The 19,834-nt window shown below is 41.5% G+C and carries 14 protein-coding genes and 2 pseudogenes; 1 reads left to right on the top strand and 15 read right to left on the bottom strand.

Translation table 11 applies throughout. The annotated features are described in order from the left end of the window. Positions 1–5: 5 nt before the first annotated feature. From KIT90_RS13150 to KIT90_RS27915, 11 genes and pseudogenes are all read right to left on the bottom strand, one after another. Positions 6–2,588, bottom strand: a complete 2,583-nt coding sequence (locus KIT90_RS13150) for an Ig-like domain-containing protein (RefSeq protein ID WP_285377040.1) — start codon at positions 2,586–2,588, stop codon at positions 6–8. Between the two features lie 109 nt (positions 2,589–2,697). After that, positions 2,698–5,604 (bottom strand): Ig-like domain-containing protein, encoded by a 2,907-nt coding sequence (locus tag KIT90_RS13145; RefSeq protein ID WP_285377039.1) that lies wholly within the window; start codon positions 5,602–5,604, stop codon positions 2,698–2,700. A gap of 583 nt (positions 5,605–6,187) precedes the next feature. Then, complete coding sequence (locus tag KIT90_RS13140; protein ID WP_285377038.1) at positions 6,188–7,234, bottom strand: hypothetical protein; 1,047 nt, start codon at positions 7,232–7,234, stop codon at positions 6,188–6,190. A 7-nt stretch (positions 7,235–7,241) separates the two neighbouring features. Then, positions 7,242–7,985, bottom strand: coding sequence for a hypothetical protein (locus KIT90_RS13135; RefSeq protein ID WP_285377037.1), 744 nt, complete (start codon positions 7,983–7,985; stop codon positions 7,242–7,244). A 5-nt stretch (positions 7,986–7,990) separates the two neighbouring features. Beyond that, the gene (locus tag KIT90_RS13130; protein WP_285377036.1) at positions 7,991–10,657 is read right to left on the bottom strand and encodes a TcfC E-set like domain-containing protein; all 2,667 of its coding nucleotides are present in this window, start codon (positions 10,655–10,657) and stop codon (positions 7,991–7,993) included. A gap of 56 nt (positions 10,658–10,713) precedes the next feature. Next, a complete protein-coding gene (locus KIT90_RS13125; RefSeq protein WP_285377035.1) occupies positions 10,714–11,226 on the bottom strand; it encodes a hypothetical protein in 513 nt (170 codons plus the stop codon). 60 nt (positions 11,227–11,286) lie between these two features. Further along, on the bottom strand, positions 11,287–11,871 hold the full coding sequence (locus KIT90_RS13120; protein ID WP_285377034.1) for a hypothetical protein: 585 nt from the start codon (positions 11,869–11,871) through the stop codon (positions 11,287–11,289). A gap of 568 nt (positions 11,872–12,439) precedes the next feature. Next, positions 12,440–12,586, bottom strand: coding sequence for a hypothetical protein (locus KIT90_RS27920; protein WP_373417684.1), 147 nt, complete (start codon positions 12,584–12,586; stop codon positions 12,440–12,442). Between the two features lie 1,217 nt (positions 12,587–13,803). After that, positions 13,804–14,193 (bottom strand): hypothetical protein, encoded by a 390-nt coding sequence (locus tag KIT90_RS13115; RefSeq protein ID WP_285377032.1) that lies wholly within the window; start codon positions 14,191–14,193, stop codon positions 13,804–13,806. 331 nt (positions 14,194–14,524) lie between these two features. After that, positions 14,525–14,776, bottom strand: a complete 252-nt coding sequence (locus KIT90_RS13110) for a hypothetical protein (protein WP_285377031.1) — start codon at positions 14,774–14,776, stop codon at positions 14,525–14,527. 145 nt (positions 14,777–14,921) lie between these two features. Then, a pseudogene (locus KIT90_RS27915) lies at positions 14,922–15,071 on the bottom strand (transposase); the annotation flags it as partial. 201 nt (positions 15,072–15,272) lie between these two features. Between KIT90_RS27915 and KIT90_RS13105 the strand changes: the two are divergent. After that, positions 15,273–15,467 (top strand): annotated as a pseudogene (locus KIT90_RS13105) (zinc ribbon domain-containing protein); the annotation flags it as partial. Positions 15,468–15,552: 85 nt separating this feature from the next. On the opposite strand, the gene KIT90_RS13100 reads toward KIT90_RS13105, so the two are convergent. From KIT90_RS13100 to KIT90_RS13085, 4 genes are all read right to left on the bottom strand, one after another. Further along, positions 15,553–16,317 carry an enoyl-CoA hydratase-related protein gene (locus tag KIT90_RS13100; protein WP_285377029.1) on the bottom strand — a complete coding sequence of 255 codons (765 nt, stop codon included), beginning with the start codon at positions 16,315–16,317 and terminating at the stop codon, positions 15,553–15,555. Between the two features lie 16 nt (positions 16,318–16,333). Continuing rightward, positions 16,334–17,677: a hypothetical protein gene (locus tag KIT90_RS13095; protein ID WP_285377027.1), complete on the bottom strand. Its 1,344-nt coding sequence runs from the start codon at positions 17,675–17,677 to the stop codon at positions 16,334–16,336. A gap of 12 nt (positions 17,678–17,689) precedes the next feature. Then, positions 17,690–19,303 carry an amino acid adenylation domain-containing protein gene (locus KIT90_RS13090; protein ID WP_285377026.1) on the bottom strand — a complete coding sequence of 538 codons (1,614 nt, stop codon included), beginning with the start codon at positions 19,301–19,303 and terminating at the stop codon, positions 17,690–17,692. Between the two features lie 188 nt (positions 19,304–19,491). Next, on the bottom strand, positions 19,492–19,834 hold a 343-nt coding region (locus tag KIT90_RS13085; protein ID WP_285377024.1), incomplete at its 5' end, for a catalase-related domain-containing protein.

Raw genomic sequence — 19,834 nt, 5'->3', positions numbered from 1 at the left:
CACTATTAAGGCTCAGATACACACATATATGAATGTGATGCATCGGCTCCCGGGCCAGTGGTTCCGTGTTGTTCCCACCAGAAAAAATCCTCTTCTCCAACGGCGAAGGCTTGGAGGGTGTCATAACTAGTTCCAGCCAGACCATAGCTAAATCGAGGTTCTACATAGTGGTCGTGGTAAACAGTTCCGCCCCAGAAACGATAAAAACCAGGCCAAGATGTCGTTTCTTCAAGTTTAGGGAAATTCGAGTCGACAAAAGATCTCATTTCATGCACTCGCGCCGTTCTCCAGTTCGTTCTGCCGGAAAACCTCATATCACTCAAAACCTGACATTTAGTTTCTCTTCTCAATTCAGCAGGTGACACGGATATTGCGGTTAAATTCGAAGTCGGGTGAGTGAGCTCCGTATAGCCTAGGGTTAATTTAGAAAGCACATTGTTGTTCGTCGCAAACTCTTTACTCATAGTTGGCGTAAATAACCAACCACGTTTATCTTTTTGCTCTTGCACTGGCAAGCAATTGTAGTCTCCGGCAACCCCTCCACAAGGGTAGGTTTCAACGCCAAAATTCACCTGAACCGTTTCGGATTTTTCGATCACACCATCAGGACGTGTGTAAGACACTTCAACATCCACCGGCTCCATTTCCGTGTTAGTAAGCTTGATTTTTAATTGACCGTCTCGATCTGTCTTACCTGATACTGGTGACAACGTATACTCAACAGAGTCATCATTAACGCCTTTTTCTGTTAAAGAAACACTGATGACTTCACCGCCAACCACATTACCGTTCACATCCGTTAATGTCGCTGTAACGATGTTCTCTGATACACCGTTAGGCGCTGCGCTATTTGATGTCACAACCAAACCCGTATCAGCCGCAAATAACCCTGTTTCTCTGTCACCAATGTATGAAATGGTTGAACTCGTTAACACTGAGAATCGGTCACTGTCGTCAGTAACAGAAAAACGATACGTACCCGCTTTAGTACTAAATGTTGTAACTGGTGTGGTTGAACCAACTTGGTCGCCCAGCCTTAAGTTCGTATCTAGCTCTGAAAGCGTGCCTTCAACTCTGTTGATGGTAAAAGTGTCATCTGGTTGCGGCATAGTGACTTCTGCAACCGAAACTTGTTGACCATTTGCGACAACAGTGTAGTTAGTCATTTTCATGACCATATTTCTATTCTCAAGGCAGGTCACATAGCTTGGCTTCGTGTTGTAGTTTGCTTGAGTGTTTCCGCTCACTAAGTCGTACGTCGTCATACCACTCTCGTCTTTCACCAAGTAACGTTGCTGAACAGGCCATTTTGCTAATTCTCCTGTTACGGTATCCGCAACCAAATAGCTATTTCGTAGAGCATTCATATCGTTCACTGTTGGTAACAAACCAATAGTACTACAATATGAATTCGCTACCTGCTGTTGGTATCCCGCTACCGTATTCGATACTCCACTATCCCAAAGTGCAAAAACATTGAAACCATTTTGCGTAGCTTGGCTATAAGTCTGAGGTGCAGAATATGTATTTCCAGCGGCCACCAAGCTTTTCCAAGTTGGTGTGATTTCTTTTGCAGTAACATTAACCTTAATCAGACCTGGAGAATATCCTCCATAATGATCGGCAACAATATAACTAATGACATGCTCACCAATGGTCGGTGCCACAAACGTAATCGTTTTATTCGTAGTGGAGATTGGCTCTTCTACAGCAACCGATGCTGTAAAACTCTGAACATGTACAATTTGCCATTCTTGGCCATCGGGCTCTACGATGTTCAGATTAGGTAAGGTCGCTAAATCTAAACTGATCGACTGGCTCGTCACCACTTCCACGCTAGGGTTTGACGCATTAAAATCGTATTCTAGTTGACCAATTCGAGGCGGTTGGTTGATAGATTCAGATACCGTCGCATAAATTACGCCCATTACGTCGTTGCCCGGATTCGCCGTATCTTTAAGCGTATATACAATGCGGTTCCACCCAGACAAAGACGGTAACTTATATGAAATCACGCGATCCGATGCCGCAGAAGCAACACCTAAATTCCCACCTGTGCCTTGAACAGAAACAGAACTAGCGTCTAGTTGATACGTTGATTTCCAGTCTTCCTTAAGCAGAGCCTGTAAATCGAAATTTACATCACTACCACCTAAAACAAACGCATCGGAAATAGGTGGTAAAAGAGGTTGTTCCGCCGTCGTAGCCAGCACATTTAACTGCGCTTTGGCACTCCCTTCTCCAACACTTGCAACAGTATATTCATACTCACAGTAACTACTGCCACTTGTTTCGATCTCTATAGTGACTCCGTTTGGTGTTGACTTGCCACAATGCTCATCACCGGCTTGTAACGTAACTTTCGTGATCTTTGCATTTGTGCCGCGGATAAAAGGGGATAAGTCAACGTCCGTAGCCGCGTTGGGTTTTACGACACTGAAACCATCCATAGCGACAACTTTATCGTTGCCCTCAGGCATCGGAGGTTGAGTTGTATCACCAGAGCCCCCCTCGCCACCACAGCCAATTATAATCATTATGCTACTTGCAAGCAGCGTCATTCGATAAAAACTCTTAATTCGGTTCATGTATATCCTAAGAATAATATTTTATGTAGCAAACCAAGTCTGTTCATATTTTGTGATGGAGAAAAACTGCCAAATAAAACGGCAGCTTTTCGTTCAATTAGTCTTATTATTAAGGCTCAGACACACACATATGGGAAACCGCGTAATAAGCATCAGTATGTATCCCTTGGTGCCATTGCCAACGGCTTAAATCCAAGCTCCAAGTTTGGACAGTGTGCCATGGCTGTTCATGAACAGCAGGGTTAGGTTGATAACTAACAAAAATCGAATCAGAACTTCCAGAGCTAAACCCCGGCCAACTATACCTAACATCGCGAGGCACAGGCATATTGCTATAAGTAAAGTCGGACATCTCGTTTCCATACGCTACCCTCCAGTTGGTTCGTCCTGAAAACCTAATATCACTTAACACTTGACACTGTTGCCTACGGCTAGCTTCCCATCGTTCTATCGCAACAATGCTAAAAGTACCATTAGGAACCGTTATAACTTGTGCACCTTTAATCTTGTCTAGAAGACCATTGGTAACAGCAAAATCAGAGCTCATTGTTGGTGTGAATAACCAGCCTTTCTTGTTCTTTTGTTCTTGTATCGGCAAACAATCATAGTTCCCCGCAACACCACCACATGGGTAAGAGTCAGCACTATAATTCAACTGAACAGTGGTGGACTCTTCAACCAGACCATCAGGGCGCGTGTAAGACACTTTGACATCCACTGTCTCCATTTCTGTGTTGGTAAGCTTAATTTCCAACTGCCCTTTTTGGTCTGTCTTACCTGACCTCGGTGACAAAGTGTATTCAACCGAGTTGTTTTCCGTGCCGTTTTCTGTCACGAAAACGCTGATGGCTTCGCCACCAACCACATTACCATTCACATCCGTTAATGTTGCGGTAACGATGTTCTCTGATACACCGTCACCCACAGCACCATTTGACGTTACTACCAAACCCGTTTCAGCCGAAAATAACCCCGTTTCTCTGTCACCAATGTACGAGATAGTTGGACTCGTTAGCACTGAGAATCTGTCACTATCATCCGTAACAGAAAAACGATACGTTCCAGCTTTAGTACTAAATGTTGTAACTGGTGTGGTTGAACCGACTTGGTCGCCCAACCTTAAGTTTGTATCTAGCTCTGAAAGCGTGCCTTCAACTCTATTGATAGTAAAAGTGTCATCAGGCTGTGGCATGATGACATCTGCAATCGAAACTTGCTGCCCATTTGCGACCACTGTGTAGTTAGTCATTTTCATGACCATATTTCTATTTTCAAGGCAGGTCACATAGCTTGGCTTCGTGTTGTCGTACGCTTGAGTACTTCCGCTAGCTAAGTCATACGTCGTTACTCCGCCCCCACTTTTCACCAAGTAACGTTGTTGAATAGGCCACTTTGCCAACTCACCAGTGACAGTGTCACCAGTCAAGTAGATATCGCGTAGTACATTCATATCGTTCACTGTTGGTAACAAACCAATAGAACTACAATACGAATTCGCTACTTGCTGTTGGTATCCCGCTACCGTATTCGATACTCCAGCATCCCAAACCGCAGAGACCTTAAAACCACCCTGTATCGCTTGGTTATAAGTTTGTGGTGCTGTATAAGTGTTTCCAGCAGCCACCAAGCTTTTCCAAGTTGGTGTGATTTCTTTTGCACTAACGTTGATCCTAATTAGACCCGAAGAATATCCTCCATAATGATCGGCTACGATGTAGTTAACGAAATGTTCACCCACACTCGAAGCGGTAAAGTTAAATGCCTTATTCGAAACAGAGTCAGGGTCAAATGCTTTCACATCAGCCGTCCAACTGTGCACAGATATCAATTGCCAGTCGTGCCCCTCGGGATCTTTTATCCTTAAACCGTTTAATTTGGTTAGATCTACTTTTAGTGTGTCCGACGCATAAACTCTATCGTCGCCTACCGGTCCAATGCCGTTCGATGCCCACCAATAACCATTAAAATTCCTAAAATCTCTTTGTCCTGTCCATTTAGGTACAAATGCAGCGACTTCCCCTGACTCTTCATCCCATACAGTTGTTGCAGGAAGATCGTGGTTTCTTACTGTGACAGTAGTGTCATAAAATTTTTCTCCCCGTGGTAACGTTATATTTTGTCGGCCATGTAAATTCTCCCAAAAAACGGTACGAGCAGAGCCCATCGCCGCGGCAACTGTATCCGCAGAGCATGAACCGCCGGAGCCTGATGCTCCAACCTCAGAACATCCAACATCTTTTGCGGACACCTTTTTATCAAAGGGAGTGGTCACAAACTGGTACGGGTAGTTTGGAATTGGAATGATAGGTGGTTGATTGACTTCCTCTGATATCGTCACGTAGATGACACCCATCACACTCTCACTAGGCGCTGCTGTGTCGTCTAATATGAATACGATTCGGTTCCACCCAGACAAATCCGGCGGCGTAAATACGATAGAATTACTCGTTACCGTTTCAGAGCCTACATTGCCCTCCATTCCTTGAACTTGCACTGAATCAGCATTGAGCTTATATGTGCCCTTCCAAGAACCGCCAAGCAGTGTTTGTAAGTCGAAGGTCGCATTGCCAGACCCCGTAACAATTGCCTGGGAAATTGGCGGCAACGATGGCTCAGCCGCTTTGGTCGCTAAAACGTTCATAGATGCTCTAGCTTGTGGAGCCCCTGTTTGCGTTGCTGTGTAGGTGAACTGACAAAACGCCCCGTTTTTCACTTGGACATTCACGCCCAATCCTTTCACCGTAGGCACACCACATAACGCATTGTCTTCGTCTGCTTGGATGTCTGTAATACGCACATCATTGCCGCGCAAAAACGGTCTTAAATCAATGAAAGCCTCGACATCTGGAGTCACAGTGCTGAAACCATCCATTGCCAACATCGGCATAGGGTCAATAGGCGGCACAACCGGCGGCACAACTGGCGTTGACCCATCATTGCTTTGACCGCCACAGCCAGCCAATACAAACGCGCTAACCAACAGGCTGAGTCGGCTTAATTTTTTTATACCAATCATTACGATACTTTTTCTCAATTTACTTGATGAGGCACCAACAACATGAACCTCAAACATCCAAATGAATAAACCGTTAAACGGCTGACAATCACACTCTCAAAAACGTTACTTCATAAAAAGTTACCTGGAACTTAGAAGCTGAGCTAAGAAACCATTGTATGAATAAACCTGAGAATCTGCTTCTGTTCGCCAAAAGGTTTGCGCAAAAGCACACCAAATATGCGCAAAGTGATTGCTATTTATTAAAGCAGAAGGAGAACGAGAACGTTTTTAATAGCCAAACCGATATCCCACAGGTCCTATTCACCTGTTAACATTTAAAGTTTTATATACTCTGCTAGTTACTTTACAACGCATCTAGTCGGATATATCTGTGGTATGACTACTTGGAATTACTTTTGATGAGCCTGAAACTACCATTGCATCGATTTTAATCCCATTGATCGGATTTCCATTTACATATCATGCGGTAGTGATTTGAGGTAGGTGCCAACCTTCAAACGAAGGTTGACAACATCTAGAACTAAATCATTTACTTTTAAAACAGCTGGGCCTGTGTTCGTTTAACCTATACAGAGTTAATTTAAATTTTCGCTTCAAACATAAGAACAAACGAACCGTTATAGGTGTCGTTTTCAACCAAAGGTTGACGATCGAAGCTAACTCGCAGTTTTGCTGTTGCTTGTTCAACATTTGTCGCGTCTATTTTTGTTCGCTTTGTTGAGTTGTTAGTTATTGGTTCACCATCAATTATGATTTGGCGGTTTTCACTGCAGCCGGAAACGCAAGTCACGCTGTATTTTATTTCATCCGTGTTACTTACTTCCCCCGATTTGAGGCTAAAGTAAGGCTTGCCACTCGGGGGAATTAACCCCACCAAAACGCCATCGGTAAAATAACCATTCGCTTTTATTGTGTAATACGCTTCCCCACTTACCAGCGAAGGATAATGGTACGTGGCAGTCATCTCCCCCGTACCTTCAACCTCGATAGAGCTTAGCTCTTGTCCCCTGTAATCAATAAACACAACCAACTGAGAAACAATGGTATTTCGAATCCTAATACCGCCTCGGTAGTAATCATAAACCGCGGTATATGGCAACAAACCTTGGTAACGACCACTAGGCGCTCTAGCGTCTCTAAAAGCCTGCGCCCATACACTTGAATCAATATTCGATAATATAGGTCGGTAATGTGTAAAAGGTGACTGCGTACTATCTAGCTCAATCAAAAGACTGCTTATTCCAGCCCCAACAACATTAACGGAAGATCCTTTCAAAGTTGCGGTAGAGGTTCCTCCTCCGACGTTGCTAATGGCTCCAACACTCGATACTCGATACTCCAAGCCTTTCAACGTTAAAGGCAACACAACCTGTTTTGCCCCAGAAGTCTGAGTAAACGTAATACGTTGCTCGCTAGTATCTGTCGGTCCCCCAAAGACCACTTTATTGCCGGTAGGCAAGGCTAAAGGGATTTCCCAAAGGCTTGGTGAAACGCCAGCTCCATTACTGTTCGCAGATAACCAAGTTAAGGTTTCACCTTTAATGTTCGCATGCATCTGTGCTGCAGATACCATTGGGAAGCTCATCACAAGACAAGCGAAAAATGCCCATTTCCTTTGAAGTTTCATAGCAATACTACTCTTTGCTAACTTGACCAAGATTCAACGAAAACTTACGTTTATACATAAGGTTATGCGTAGATAATTCAATCGTTAACTTTTCGGCTTCGCTCATTTCGGGAGTTAAGTCAAACGACAGATCTCTCCCTGATAACGCGTAAATTATTTTCGAGCACTTACTCTCCGCACTGTTCTTGGTTTTATTTTCATCAGAACATGCATCAACTAAGACCCTTAAATATGTCTCGCCATTATTCTTTATTCTGAAACTACCCTTTTCATACTGCGCTTCGTAATCGATTGGTTTGTCCTCAATCGCGGGCACAATAAAAATTGGAGCAAATCCAACAGCGACTTGAACAGAATGGGTCTCTGGCTCACCTTCGGCAAAATAAGGTGTTGGAATAAAGCTCAGTTGGTAAACCTTATCTTGATATTTTGACTCTGCAGGCGTTCCCGAGTATTTAATCTGGAACACTTTTTTTAAGCTAGGATCAATCACCGTTCTTGACGGATGAGCCGATAAACTCCAATCCTTTATGTTCTCGCGACTATAAGGGGTCGAGACAATCTCACCATTTTCAACGTCTAATTGGGAAATACCAACTTGAATAAATTGTCTATAAGGCGCCGGGTTAGTGATAGTAAATTCACCAACGTTGTTGTTAGAGAATTCTATCATCGAGTCGATACCAATTGCATGACTTACTGCAGGACAAGCTAAAGTCAAGCCGATGCCTAATTTAGTAACTAATTTCATACACACTATCTCAATGTAAATAAATGTTCAGTGTTAACTGAATCATAAACAATATATGTTTCTAAACTTTCTAATAGTCTAGATTGAGCTTTTGAATACGAGTTCTGGTATTGCACGTATACGTATTTAAAATTACCAACATCAAATGATCTAGACGCTAAACCCACGTGATTTAAACGAGAGATCAACTGAGCAACTTCTGTCGTTGATTCATACTTACCTATGAATAACAATGTACTGTTGTTATCTTCAATTTCTGTTTCAGAAGAAAAACGTTTGTAAATGTTGTCTTCTGATAGATCAATACCTGGTAAACAATAAGACTCTACAAACTGACTTCCTATAAACTTAGGATTGTATACACAAACTCTTTTTTCAGAAACTAACTTAAACTCAGAGTCGGCTCTGAAATTAATTCGGAATACGCCATCTTTAGACAACTCTTCAACACTGCTACAGCCTTCACCTACACATCGAATGCTTCGAATAGGTTCGTCATTTATATCGTTGAATACAAAAACTTGACTCTCCAACGACTCAACATTGGTCTTTAAGCTATAGTAATTTCCTGGAGTAACAAAGAATGCATCTCCTATTTCTTCCGCATATACGTTTTCAGCCTCGACATCCAATTCGAACTCAACTTCCGAATAAACCGGTGCGGTTAATACATTCTTAGAACCGACTGAAACTGCTTCACTATACCAATAACGATTGTTTTTCAGTGCTAAATAGTCTAGCTCAATGTCTTTATCTTCAGGTTTATTCCAACTAGGTTCTAAAGAAATAAATGCCTGTCCTCTTTCATTGGACAGCGCGCTCCCCTCGGATGATAAAACTTGCGAACCTGAAATGCTTCCTGACAGTGAACGATTGCCATCAGTGTTTACAAATGCATAAGCGTCGTATCGAAGCTTTGATGTATTACCATACACAGAAGCAGAACCTTCACCGATAACATCTTGATCTTGATACCATTTCATACCTGCAGTTGTAGTACCAGACCAGTTTTCCCCTTTATGCGTAGCTGACACACTGTTCTGTGTATAAGCAAACCCGTCACGATCAAAATTGGTTCCAAGTTGAACGGATGCATCTTTACCGAAGTTTCTACGCCAGTTTAAGCCGATGTTCATCGCATCGTGGTCGCTGTCATACTGAACAAACGTACCATTTAGGCTAAATTCACCACCAAATAAAGAGTGAGACCACGTCAACGAAAGGTTATTGCTTTCTGAAGACGAGTTACGGTCTTCTGTTTCGTATCGGAAATAGTTGATAAACGTACGTCCTGCAAACCATTCACCACTCAACCCCATACCATATTCGATAAAATTGCTTCTTCCATATAATGCAGTAACGAGTTCATCTGGGCGATTTAAATCGTTATGATCCAATCGACGCATGTTAAATGAAACCGGGCTAACATTCAGTTGGCCAAACTGATACAAATCACCATCTAAAAAAGAGCCTACGGTATATTGACCGCTTATCGAATCGTTGAAAACCCACGTACCACCAAGCAAACCAAGTGCATTATCACCATTACTTGTCACACCCGCACCAATCAGCAGAGATTCCAAAGGGCGGTGAGTCATCAACAACCGGGCATATGCTTGCTCGTCGTACTCATCTTGGCCAAAGTTAGTGTCCAAGCTGCTTTTTTCTAGCTGACCAAAATCACTACGATAAGCCCAACTACCCACTGGCATGGTAAATTGTGAGCTGTTTACGACTTGACGCTTTTCCTCAAATAAAACGTTTGTCCCTTGCTTTAACCTTAGCGTGATGGTGTACGTGCCCGTCGGCAATTGGTCATAGCCTATTGACTGTTCACCAGATGACACAACTTGTGTCAAAAGTAATCGCTCACCTTGATAAACCTCCAGTTGTCCACCCGAAGGAGCGAAGAAAAATATACGTTGCAGGGCCTTTTGGTTTCCTTTTAACAAGTTGTCGCTATCACCCAGTGAAACTGACAAGCCCGCGTAGTTGGCGCCATAATTAAGAAAGTCTGTGCTGTTGAATGACAACGCATTTTGGTCTTGATAACCAATAATTGCTCTGGTGTTATTTAATTCGTAATTGTACAAAAATCTTTGAACATCAAAGTCTTGATCTGAGCTAGAGTGATAATACTGGGTATTGAGCGAGACATATCCTAACGGTAAACCGAGTAAAGCTTCATTTATCCAGTTAGCGCTAAAGTTGTTTTCATCGGCATAGGCATATAGATTTGACCAATTGACTAGCGCTTGATTCTCGCTAACTGGTGAATAATATTCTTTTTCACCACTGGATGTCTTCAGCATGTCTGAAGATACGAATATCTTTAGCAATTTATTGTCAAAATCAAATACAAATTCTGGCTGCCCCGGAATATCTTTTGGAATACAACTTGATAGCACACCTTCGCAACCAGGGTTAGCAACGATGCCTGATTGTAATGAAGTCACAACCATATCTATAGATTGGCGAGACAATCGATGTCGGCTCAAATAGTCTTCTACAGCCTTTACTGTATCCTTTTGAGAAGATTTCAACTGAAATGAGTCATAACTTACATCAGCAATCACTTGCTCGCTTCGATTTGAACCAGCTACAACTATTTCAACTTTTTCTGGTCTTTTATCAAAAAAATCAGAGAAGTCGGATGGGTATTCAATTGCCACGGCGCTACCGCTAAGAATTGTCATACCAACGACGAATGATGACAATCGCAGACACTTCATATAACAATCTCCACTTGAACACCTAAAGTACCGTAACAAAGCTGTGATTCTCTGGCTTTTTTAATTTTTGGGTAAGTTAATTGCATCGTATGACTCTGGCTAGCTGAAGTTGAATATTGATAACCTTCGTGGCCAGGTGACGTAGAACCAGACCAAGCCCATGGTTTTCCATCCAAAAATAACTTCACGCCACTGAATTTATTCGTTATTCCGCCAATTTCACAAAAGTTCTGAACAAGTGGTAGTGTCAACTTATAGTCGATATTGCTGCCTTTTAAAGAAATGACTTCAAATGGCATACTCAAAGGGGCAAACGCTTCATTTTTATCAAGGTAAGGAATGATAAATGATTTTTCGCTAGCTCTAATTTCGATAGCATCGGAAGGGGATATGTTATTTATTATGTGTATATAAGGAGAGAATACATGCTGGTGCTTGTCGCTAGCAAATGCGGAATTCGTTATTCCAAAAGCAATTAGTACCCCATGCAAAATAGTATTCGTTTTCACTGCGGCCACTCTCAAAAAGCTGGCTCTTTCGAGCCAGCTTAAGTATATAATTATTTTTTATTAGATCGCTGTTGTAGATAGAGCGATGCTAGCTTGAACATTCCATTTTTGTAATGCTTCAGCTTTCTCGAAATCCGCACCTGCTGTAGCAGCGCCAATTGACACTTGGCTTACTACGTTAGCCGCAGCGTTGAATTTACCTGTAGCTGGTAGCAGTGTATCGTCTACAGTTACGCCGAAGTAACCGCCATCACCACCAACATCAGTAAGACCATTTGCGCCAGCAGCTAAACGAACTAGCTTACCGTGGTACGCAACACCAGTGTTATCAACAGATGGGTCAAATGTACCATCAGCAGTTGCAACACTTGATGATGTTACGTCGCTTACCACTTTAAAACCGAATGTGCTTGCAGATGAAAGTGTAACTTTACCTTTCGTGTTGTCGAAAACCATCACACCATCGTTTGCAGACAGTAGAGCGCTACCGTCACCAGTAACAATCCAGTAACCACTTGCGTTATCTGTTGCAGCTGGAACTGTACCAGTCCACTGGAATACAGCTGTACCGATTTCAGCTGCAGAAGAAATTTGAGGTAGAGCCATTGTAGCAGCAGCTGTTAGAGCCAATAGTGTTTTTTTCATGTTATATTTTCCTAATTAATTGAAGGTATATTTCAAAGGAAACTAACTATTAGAATCCTTACTATTATATACTTAACCATACACTGCACTAACGTTATTGCCTGAGCTATAGCTTTTGTACAAGTATGAATATGAGATAAAAATATTTCGCTTGATTTCCATATCTAAAAATAGAACTTCCACGTGATTATCCGACCAAAAAGCATAATAGTATTCACAACCAAAAATTTTGTATCGGTATAATCCTACTATCATTCTTTTCATAACTGTTATGATTCAATTCACCACTTAGAACAACTATTTATATCCTTTAAATAGAGCATAATCGGATAGCCTCTGGATGAATTGAATGTTAGTCAAATATAAAAAAATGTCACTACGCGCTGCATACTCGTGCGCAAAAGTGATGTTTTTTTTCGCAAACATCGCATTTTGGCAAGGTTTTAAGTTTCTAAAAGGGAAAAAGGTATACAGAAAATCAACTATGATACAAATTAAGAGTGAATACTCACCGCCCTATCGGCCGATGCTTTTTATTTCGTTAGCCGTTGCTCGAGAGTATTGAGACTTACCCAGCTTCCATAAGCAGAGACGTTCGTCCATCGAGAATGCCTTTATCACGCATATTAAAAGTAGCATTTAAGTCACGACCGATATCTGTAATACCGCAAGACGGACAATCCCATTTTCGAACCTCTAAAGGCATTTTTTCCATTTTATGACCGCAAAAAAGCAAGTCTTGGGGCTCGCATACCATTGTTCGAGCTTTACTAGATGCTTACGTTGCTCTTTCAGTTTGTAGACCAACTTAACGACAACGCTATGCCATGAGGCATCCGCTATATGTTTCGCCGGTTTGCTCTGCCTTTGGCTTTTCTGGATAGCTGAAGCTGCTTGCGTCTGAGATTCTTAACAGCGCGTTTTACACATCTTAGGTTGGCTATCTTTTTGCCGTTTGACTCAAGCTTACTGTTATGCGTTTTTCACGGTGAATATTCATCTCTACTGACTTCATTTTGGGGAGTTTAATTGCGCCACACCTACTCAGTGCTAGCTCGATTGCTTACCATCTTTACGTTTAAATTGTGGGTATTTTGCTTTCAACTTTGGATTAAATAAATTATCGAAAGCTTGACGTAGGGTGATCGCCGACTGCTGCAAAGTGATTGAATCGTATTGCTTTAACCAATGATATTTTCGGGATTTTTTTGGATTCTGAGTGACACTATGTTAGCGGTACATGTAAGACTTGATATGTAGAGCCTTGTTATACCCAGAAACTGCTGGCGGTGCGACAGTTGAAATATTAAACGCCTACGTAAAGAATCAAACGACTCCAGGCGCTATCGCGTTTTACGCCTTATATCCTCCCCTTCAACAGGTAAGGATTTACGGCGAAATGGTTAACTCTTTTCAAATAGTTTGGAGGGGGTTGAGTCGAAAACTCTTTAAGCGTAGTTCTTTGATGCACGACGTTCTTTGTTAGGTTTTGCGTCCAATCCATTTACCCTTGCTATCTTAGCTAGATTAAACCGTTGAACAACCATGGCTGTTTTGTTTGTGAGCCATGCCGCCTTTGTCAATAGCGTCGAAGACCACCTAGAGTGTAGTCGCGCTGAGGGCTAATGTAAGGGATATGTGAAGTCGTCATGATTCGTCCTCAATGTGTGAACACATTGAGGACGAAACAGGTTTTTGGAAAAACTAGTAGGAGGTCTGAAACAGAATATAAGCTCTTACCTATCGCAATTTCATGGAAATTGAATATGCATTTGGTCTGACATCTTTCGTAAATACACAAAAATTACTGTCATAGGAATCCCTAAGATCGCGCATTCACGAAAAATTTCATTCTAAGGCGGGGCGGTAGTTCTATTCATAATGAGGAGACTTCCGTCATCAAGCGGACTAGCATGTTAGAAAGCATACTCTTTAGTCCAAATGGGAAATCAAATTTATATCTACCGACTGATTTTCACTTGGCAAAATCAATGTTAATACATGTGGCTTATCGTTAAAATTGACATCAAACCTCAAACTTAGATACTTCGTTTTATCGAATAGTTCGGTAGACAGTGTTGTCCTGTTAAATTCTATGACATTTTCCTCTACAAGAGCACAAAACATTAAGTTTGCTCGTAATAAAGGATTTTGCTCTTTTTCTGTCAAGCTCTTAATAGATTCACCCACAGTCAAATGCGGCGTAAGTGAGAGACAAGCAGAATTAAAATAGCTGATTTTTGCAGTTTTTGCGTCTGTCACAAATGCAGCTCCTGGGAAACTATTGATATATTCTGTTAAAAGAACGTCAGAATTGCTCATTAAATAAACACTCAGAATGAATAAACCTGCAGAATTTTAAGCTTTATTGCTGTTTAGTCAATGCACCTGATAAAAGAGCAAGACAAAGTATTTCTATCTTGGAGATTCCTAACACTAATTAACGCTATAAGTCATTGATAAATAGAAACTTAAACCCTATACCTTCGGTAACATAAGCCAACCAGTACGACATAAATATGGTATGTCAGTAAAAAGTAGAGGACAAAAAACTGGATGTTCCTCTGCTTTTTGCGGTGGCGAGCCAGCTCTTGATCATAATTGTCGAATTCAAAAATAGCATGTTACCTAAGGTAATGAAAAAACATGCAAATCACAGTTTCACTTTAAACAAAATCAACTTGGTTTCATCAACATAATGAGACGTCAACTGAGGATGTTTACTCGTGTTGTTACTCACAACGGTTTGGATGTCTAGAATACGACTATTGGTCGTCGAGAAAGCTTGCTCTAAAGCTGATCTCGCTACAGGAATCACCCCCTTCCATGAGAAGACGATTTCTTTACTGTTAACAGAGGTTGAGAAAAAAGAGATAAATATTACTAATAGCGATGACTTAACCATAACAATTCCTTGTCGTGACCATTTGGTATTATTATCGTAGTGCTTTTCTCAACATCCTGCCCCAACAAAAATGTAACAGAATCATTAGTTCATCGTATATTCGACAACTGGTTAGTGAATAAAGCTGCAGAAAAAGGCGTATATGCGAGACAAACGAATCTCGCAGTTGCTGGATCATATATCCATCAAACAGCTTTCGTCGGTATTTTGTTGTGAACACCAGATGTACAACCAATTTACTCACACTGTGACGCTTCCTGAGATAACGGCTAACGCTCGCGCTGATTTTCAACACAAACTCTCTCAAACTCTTGTTTACTAAAACCAAGCGGTGATAGTTGAGACATTGAAATCAGCGAACATAATAAAAAACCGCAAACTATCAAAACACATAGCTGATGCTTCGTGGCATGGCTTTGTTGTGAAGCTGGAATATAAGGCGAAAGAAAAAGGCAAATACTTCGTTAAGCTCGATCAGTAGTATGTAAGCTCCAAAACCTGTCATTGTTGCGGTCATAAAGTTGAAAAAATGCCTGTACATATCCGTGGATGGAAGTGCGACTGTGGTGCAGTTCATGACTGGGATATGAACGCTGCAGTCAATATACAACGTCAGGGCATCATTGAATTAAAAGTCGTTACTGCTTGTGGAGGCTTGCGTAAACCTCGTGACGAACGAGTTGCAGCCTAGGAAACAAGAAGCCCCGCCCGATCAGGGCGGGGAGTAGTCACATAATTACTACTACTAGCTTCTTAAGCTATGAAAAATGAGAGGGTTACTTATTGAGAAATTCGGGGGGTCTTTTTTCTAAAAACGCAGTCATGCCTTCACTTTGATCTTGTGTGGCAAATAGAGAGTGAAATAATCGTCTTTCAAATAATAATCCTTCCCTTAGAGAAAGCTCCTCAGCCCTTTTTACTGCTTCTTTACCCTTTTTCGTCGCGACCAAACTGTAGCTTGCTATTGTATTTGCTTTAGTCAACGCCTCTTTCAACAATAATTTATCTGGATAAACTCTCGCTACAAGTCCAGCCTTTTCTGCTTCAATCGCGCTAATTGTCCGGCCAGTTAAAATCCAATCCATCGCTTTAGTTTTTCCGATCAACCGAGTTAACCGTTGTGTCCCCCCTATCCCAGGTATCACACCTAACTTGATTTCTGGCTGACCAAATAGAGCAGATTCAGATGCATAAACAATGTCGCACATCATCGCTAACTCACAACCTCCTCCCAAAGCATAACCTGATACCGCAGCAATAATTGGTGTTTTTATGTTATCCACTATACCCCATTCACAAAAGTAATCGCTTTCATTAACATCCAAAAACGTCTTATTCGACATTTCTTTAATGTCTGCTCCAACAACAAAAACTTCGTCGGACCCAGTAATAACGATACAACCAACTTGTGAGTTGTTGTCTAATTCAACGAGAGCTTGCAAGACTTGAGTTACCAACTCATTATTTAAGGCGTTTAACTTTTCCAAACGTTTCATTCGGAGAAGGGCAACGCGGTCAATAATTTCAATATCGATCAACATAGATTACCTCTCTTAATCAAGAATCCCAAATTGCGCCAAAAGCTGGAATTCCACGACTTTCTAGACCATAAACTACTTCTCGTGTTAATTTTTGATTTGCGATACAGATAACAGCTTCAGCATCGAAAGCTTTGTATGCAGAATACGCCAAATAAACCATGTCTGGTTTACCTCTTTCCGTCGTATCCCATATGATTGAGTCAGGCTGAGCCGAAAGTACTTCATCAACAAAATCATCACCAAAAGTTGCACGAGGATCTCGAGTAGACCAAACTAAATGCGTTTCGACTTGTTTTGCCAATAAATGTGGCAAACAAGGACCAATACCGCTTCCGGTTGCAACATATACGACTCTTTTAAATAGAACTTCAATGTTTGCCACTCCTGCTGTTGGTATGCCTTTAACCCACAAATATTTTGGTTTACTTTCTATTATTTGCCCTGTCCAATCACCCGCTCGCGATACAGCAAGGCGAAACCCAAGCTGTTTCGGAGCTGGTATATTTGCAAAAGGATGCCATTCCATTAAAGGGTTGGTACTAATTGTGGTAGAAGATCCCGCAAATGGCGTTACACCGTAATTGAATTGAAGAAATGCAACATGATCAGATGGCGTGTGTATCTTCACTGGGACACGTCTTAATCGCAACCAAGGGAGTAAAATACTCACAGTGACAAAAATCAAAGCCCAAAACGAATAAGAAGTGAATAATACTTGTATTAGTTCTTCATTTGGATGCAATTCGATAGACAAAGACAACGTCAATACCCAAAAAAGAACTAAAACAAACCATCCTAAAAACCTGTGTACTTTCTCGAAAGCATTATGAAACTTTCGTCTTATCACTGGTATTGCCATGAAAATGATTACAATTAGCGAAAAAAGAATCAAATATGATAAAGGCAACAATAACTTATATGATGATGTCACCTCTTCCGTTAACGGATAATAATGTAGCGCTATCGCAAAGGTTACAAACCAAAATGTCGCTGATATTGCGCTACCACTATGGAGCCCTCCATGGTGATAAACCTTTCCTAAATGCCTACGAATTGAAAGTGGCCAAGATGTTGGGACTCTCGTTGCGAACCAAAAAAGCAGGTTTATCACGTACTGTTGCCTGATCAAGATGCATAGAGAAAGGTTTATTACGACAAGATTGATAAAAGTTTGAATTGCACTTTTATCTACCACATACCAATTATCCCTAGAAACCACATAGCTTAGTACCAATCCATTAATCAATAATACAATGAACATTAACCTATAGTAATGTTCCAGCATCGGTAAAGACCAAACTCGCTTTAAAAATGATTTTTGCTTGGGTAAGCTCGATATACCATTGTGACCGTTATACATAATGTTCACTCCCTATCCGAGTTCAACTGCTTTTAAATGCTTCAATAACGCGGATTTATCGATTTTCCCTCGCTCTGTTTTTGGAAATTTATCTAACTTGATTATGGTTTCAGGGACACAATAGTAAGGAAGGCATTTAGCGACCAATTCTCGTGCATCTTCCGTATTAACATCGCTAGGTATGACAAAGGAAACTAATGTTTTCTCATCTATTTTTAGTGTTACGGCTTGATAACAATTTTCTGTCCTTTCTATGATTCTGGAAATTGAATCCAACTCTACACGAAAGCCACGAATTTTAACTTGATCATCCGTTCGACCAAGGTGCAGAAGCTCCCCATTTTCGGTCCATTTACCTAAATCTCTAGTGCGGAACATCCGATAGCCGTTGCCCAAAAAAGGGTCTGGCTTGTATCTTTCGGCATTAAGTAATTCATTTCCAATATAGCCATCGGTGACACACTCTCCTCCAGCCCACATTTCTCCGACCTCTCCAATAGGGCAAGGTTTCAAACTGTCATCGAGTATATACACTGTATTATTTGGCGTCGGTTTCCCAATAGTAAGCTTCTCACCAGAGCCGGAATATTGCTGAGCAGTATTTATAATTGTCGTTTCGGTTGGTCCACATGAATTGTAAAAAACGCAAAACTCCGCCCAGCTATCAGCTAACTGCTGAGGACAAGGCTCACCGGCGACAGCAGCTACTCTTACGGACTTACATTTATCTAAATCAAGGCTAGCAAGTATTGAAGGCGTTGCGATAACAATATCAACAGAACTAACGGCTTGTTCAATAGAAGAACTTCTAATGACAAGCTCAGCCCCATGGCAAAGCGCAACAAAAATCTCCCAAGCACACATATCAAATGAGATGCTCAAAATTTGCCCTACTCTCATACCAGCTTGAACTTGTAAACTTCCTGGTGAAGTCAGAACTATATTAGTTACATTATTATGCGTCACCTGTACTCCGTTAGGACTTCCAGTCGTACCGGAAGTAAACAGTATGAAACAACGGGATGAAGGCTTTACGTCAGGAAAATCGTAACTAACATCGTCCTTTGGTTTATTTAATGCTCGATCTAGGTAAATGACCTTCTGTCTTTCAAAATGTGGGAGATCCTGAGAATGCTTTGACAAAGTAAGTACTATTCGAATTGCAGCAATGTCACAAACGTGCTTCAAAACTCTTTTAGGAGCAACACCGGCATGCTGAGGAACGTAACTGGCACCTAATTTAAGAACAGCCAAAATAGCAATCAACATTGGAATTGAACGAGACAGAAAAAGCCCAACCGCATCCCCTTCAACCACACCTTCAGATCTTAGGTAAAGAGCTAACTGAACTGCTTTATCATTTAACTCACCATAACTGATACTTTGCCCTTCATGGGTTGCAGCAACTTGCGTTGGCCGTATTCTAGCCTGCTCTTCAAAGGCAGTATGAAGGCAAGAAAACGGCGGTTTTTCTCTGTTACCCTGCCCAAAATATTGGAACATCCACTGATCTCTCTTTGACAAGCAAGAGAGTGCTTCGCTGTGGAAACGAAAATAGTTTTCGTTACTGTAAGCCTCGTGACCATAATGGTCTTCTGTAAGTGAAGATAGATTTGGGATTTTCATTAACGTTGTCCTTCTTATTATGCAATCAAACACCCATTAAACGCTCTAACTTTTTCAGAGAACAGAGTTTTAACTTAATTGTTGCATCAACAATGAGCATTCAATGAGTTCTTCCTTTGAAAATAAAATGGTCTATGGGATCCTTTGTGGGCAGAAAGGAGCAATCTGTTTTCCCATAGACCAAAACTTTACATATACGTCGCTACTTTACGTTCCACTTGCTTGAGATTGGTATCTGTCGCCTCAGCCAGACGCGTACCGTACTCCTCATCTGCGCGATAGAAATAGCTCACCATGGTTTCCTTAACGTCTTTATCCATCACCTTGTTCAGGTCACCCGCTAAGTTGGTAATCAAATCACTCTGGTCTTGCTCGTTCATGCTGCGGAACAACACACCCGCTTGGTAGAAGTTACGAGGATTGCTGATCGCTTTTTGTTGAACAGTACCAACCAGCTTGGTTTCAACCGCTTTAAATTGCGTGTCTTCTGCCAGCGCCAGTTTACGGCTTGGCTCGTAGTTCACATCACCA

The organism is Vibrio sp. B172a (genome assembly GCF_030248355.1).
GTDB lineage: Bacteria > Pseudomonadota > Gammaproteobacteria > Enterobacterales > Vibrionaceae > Vibrio > Vibrio owensii.
This window is presented reverse-complemented; position numbering and strand designations above follow the sequence as displayed.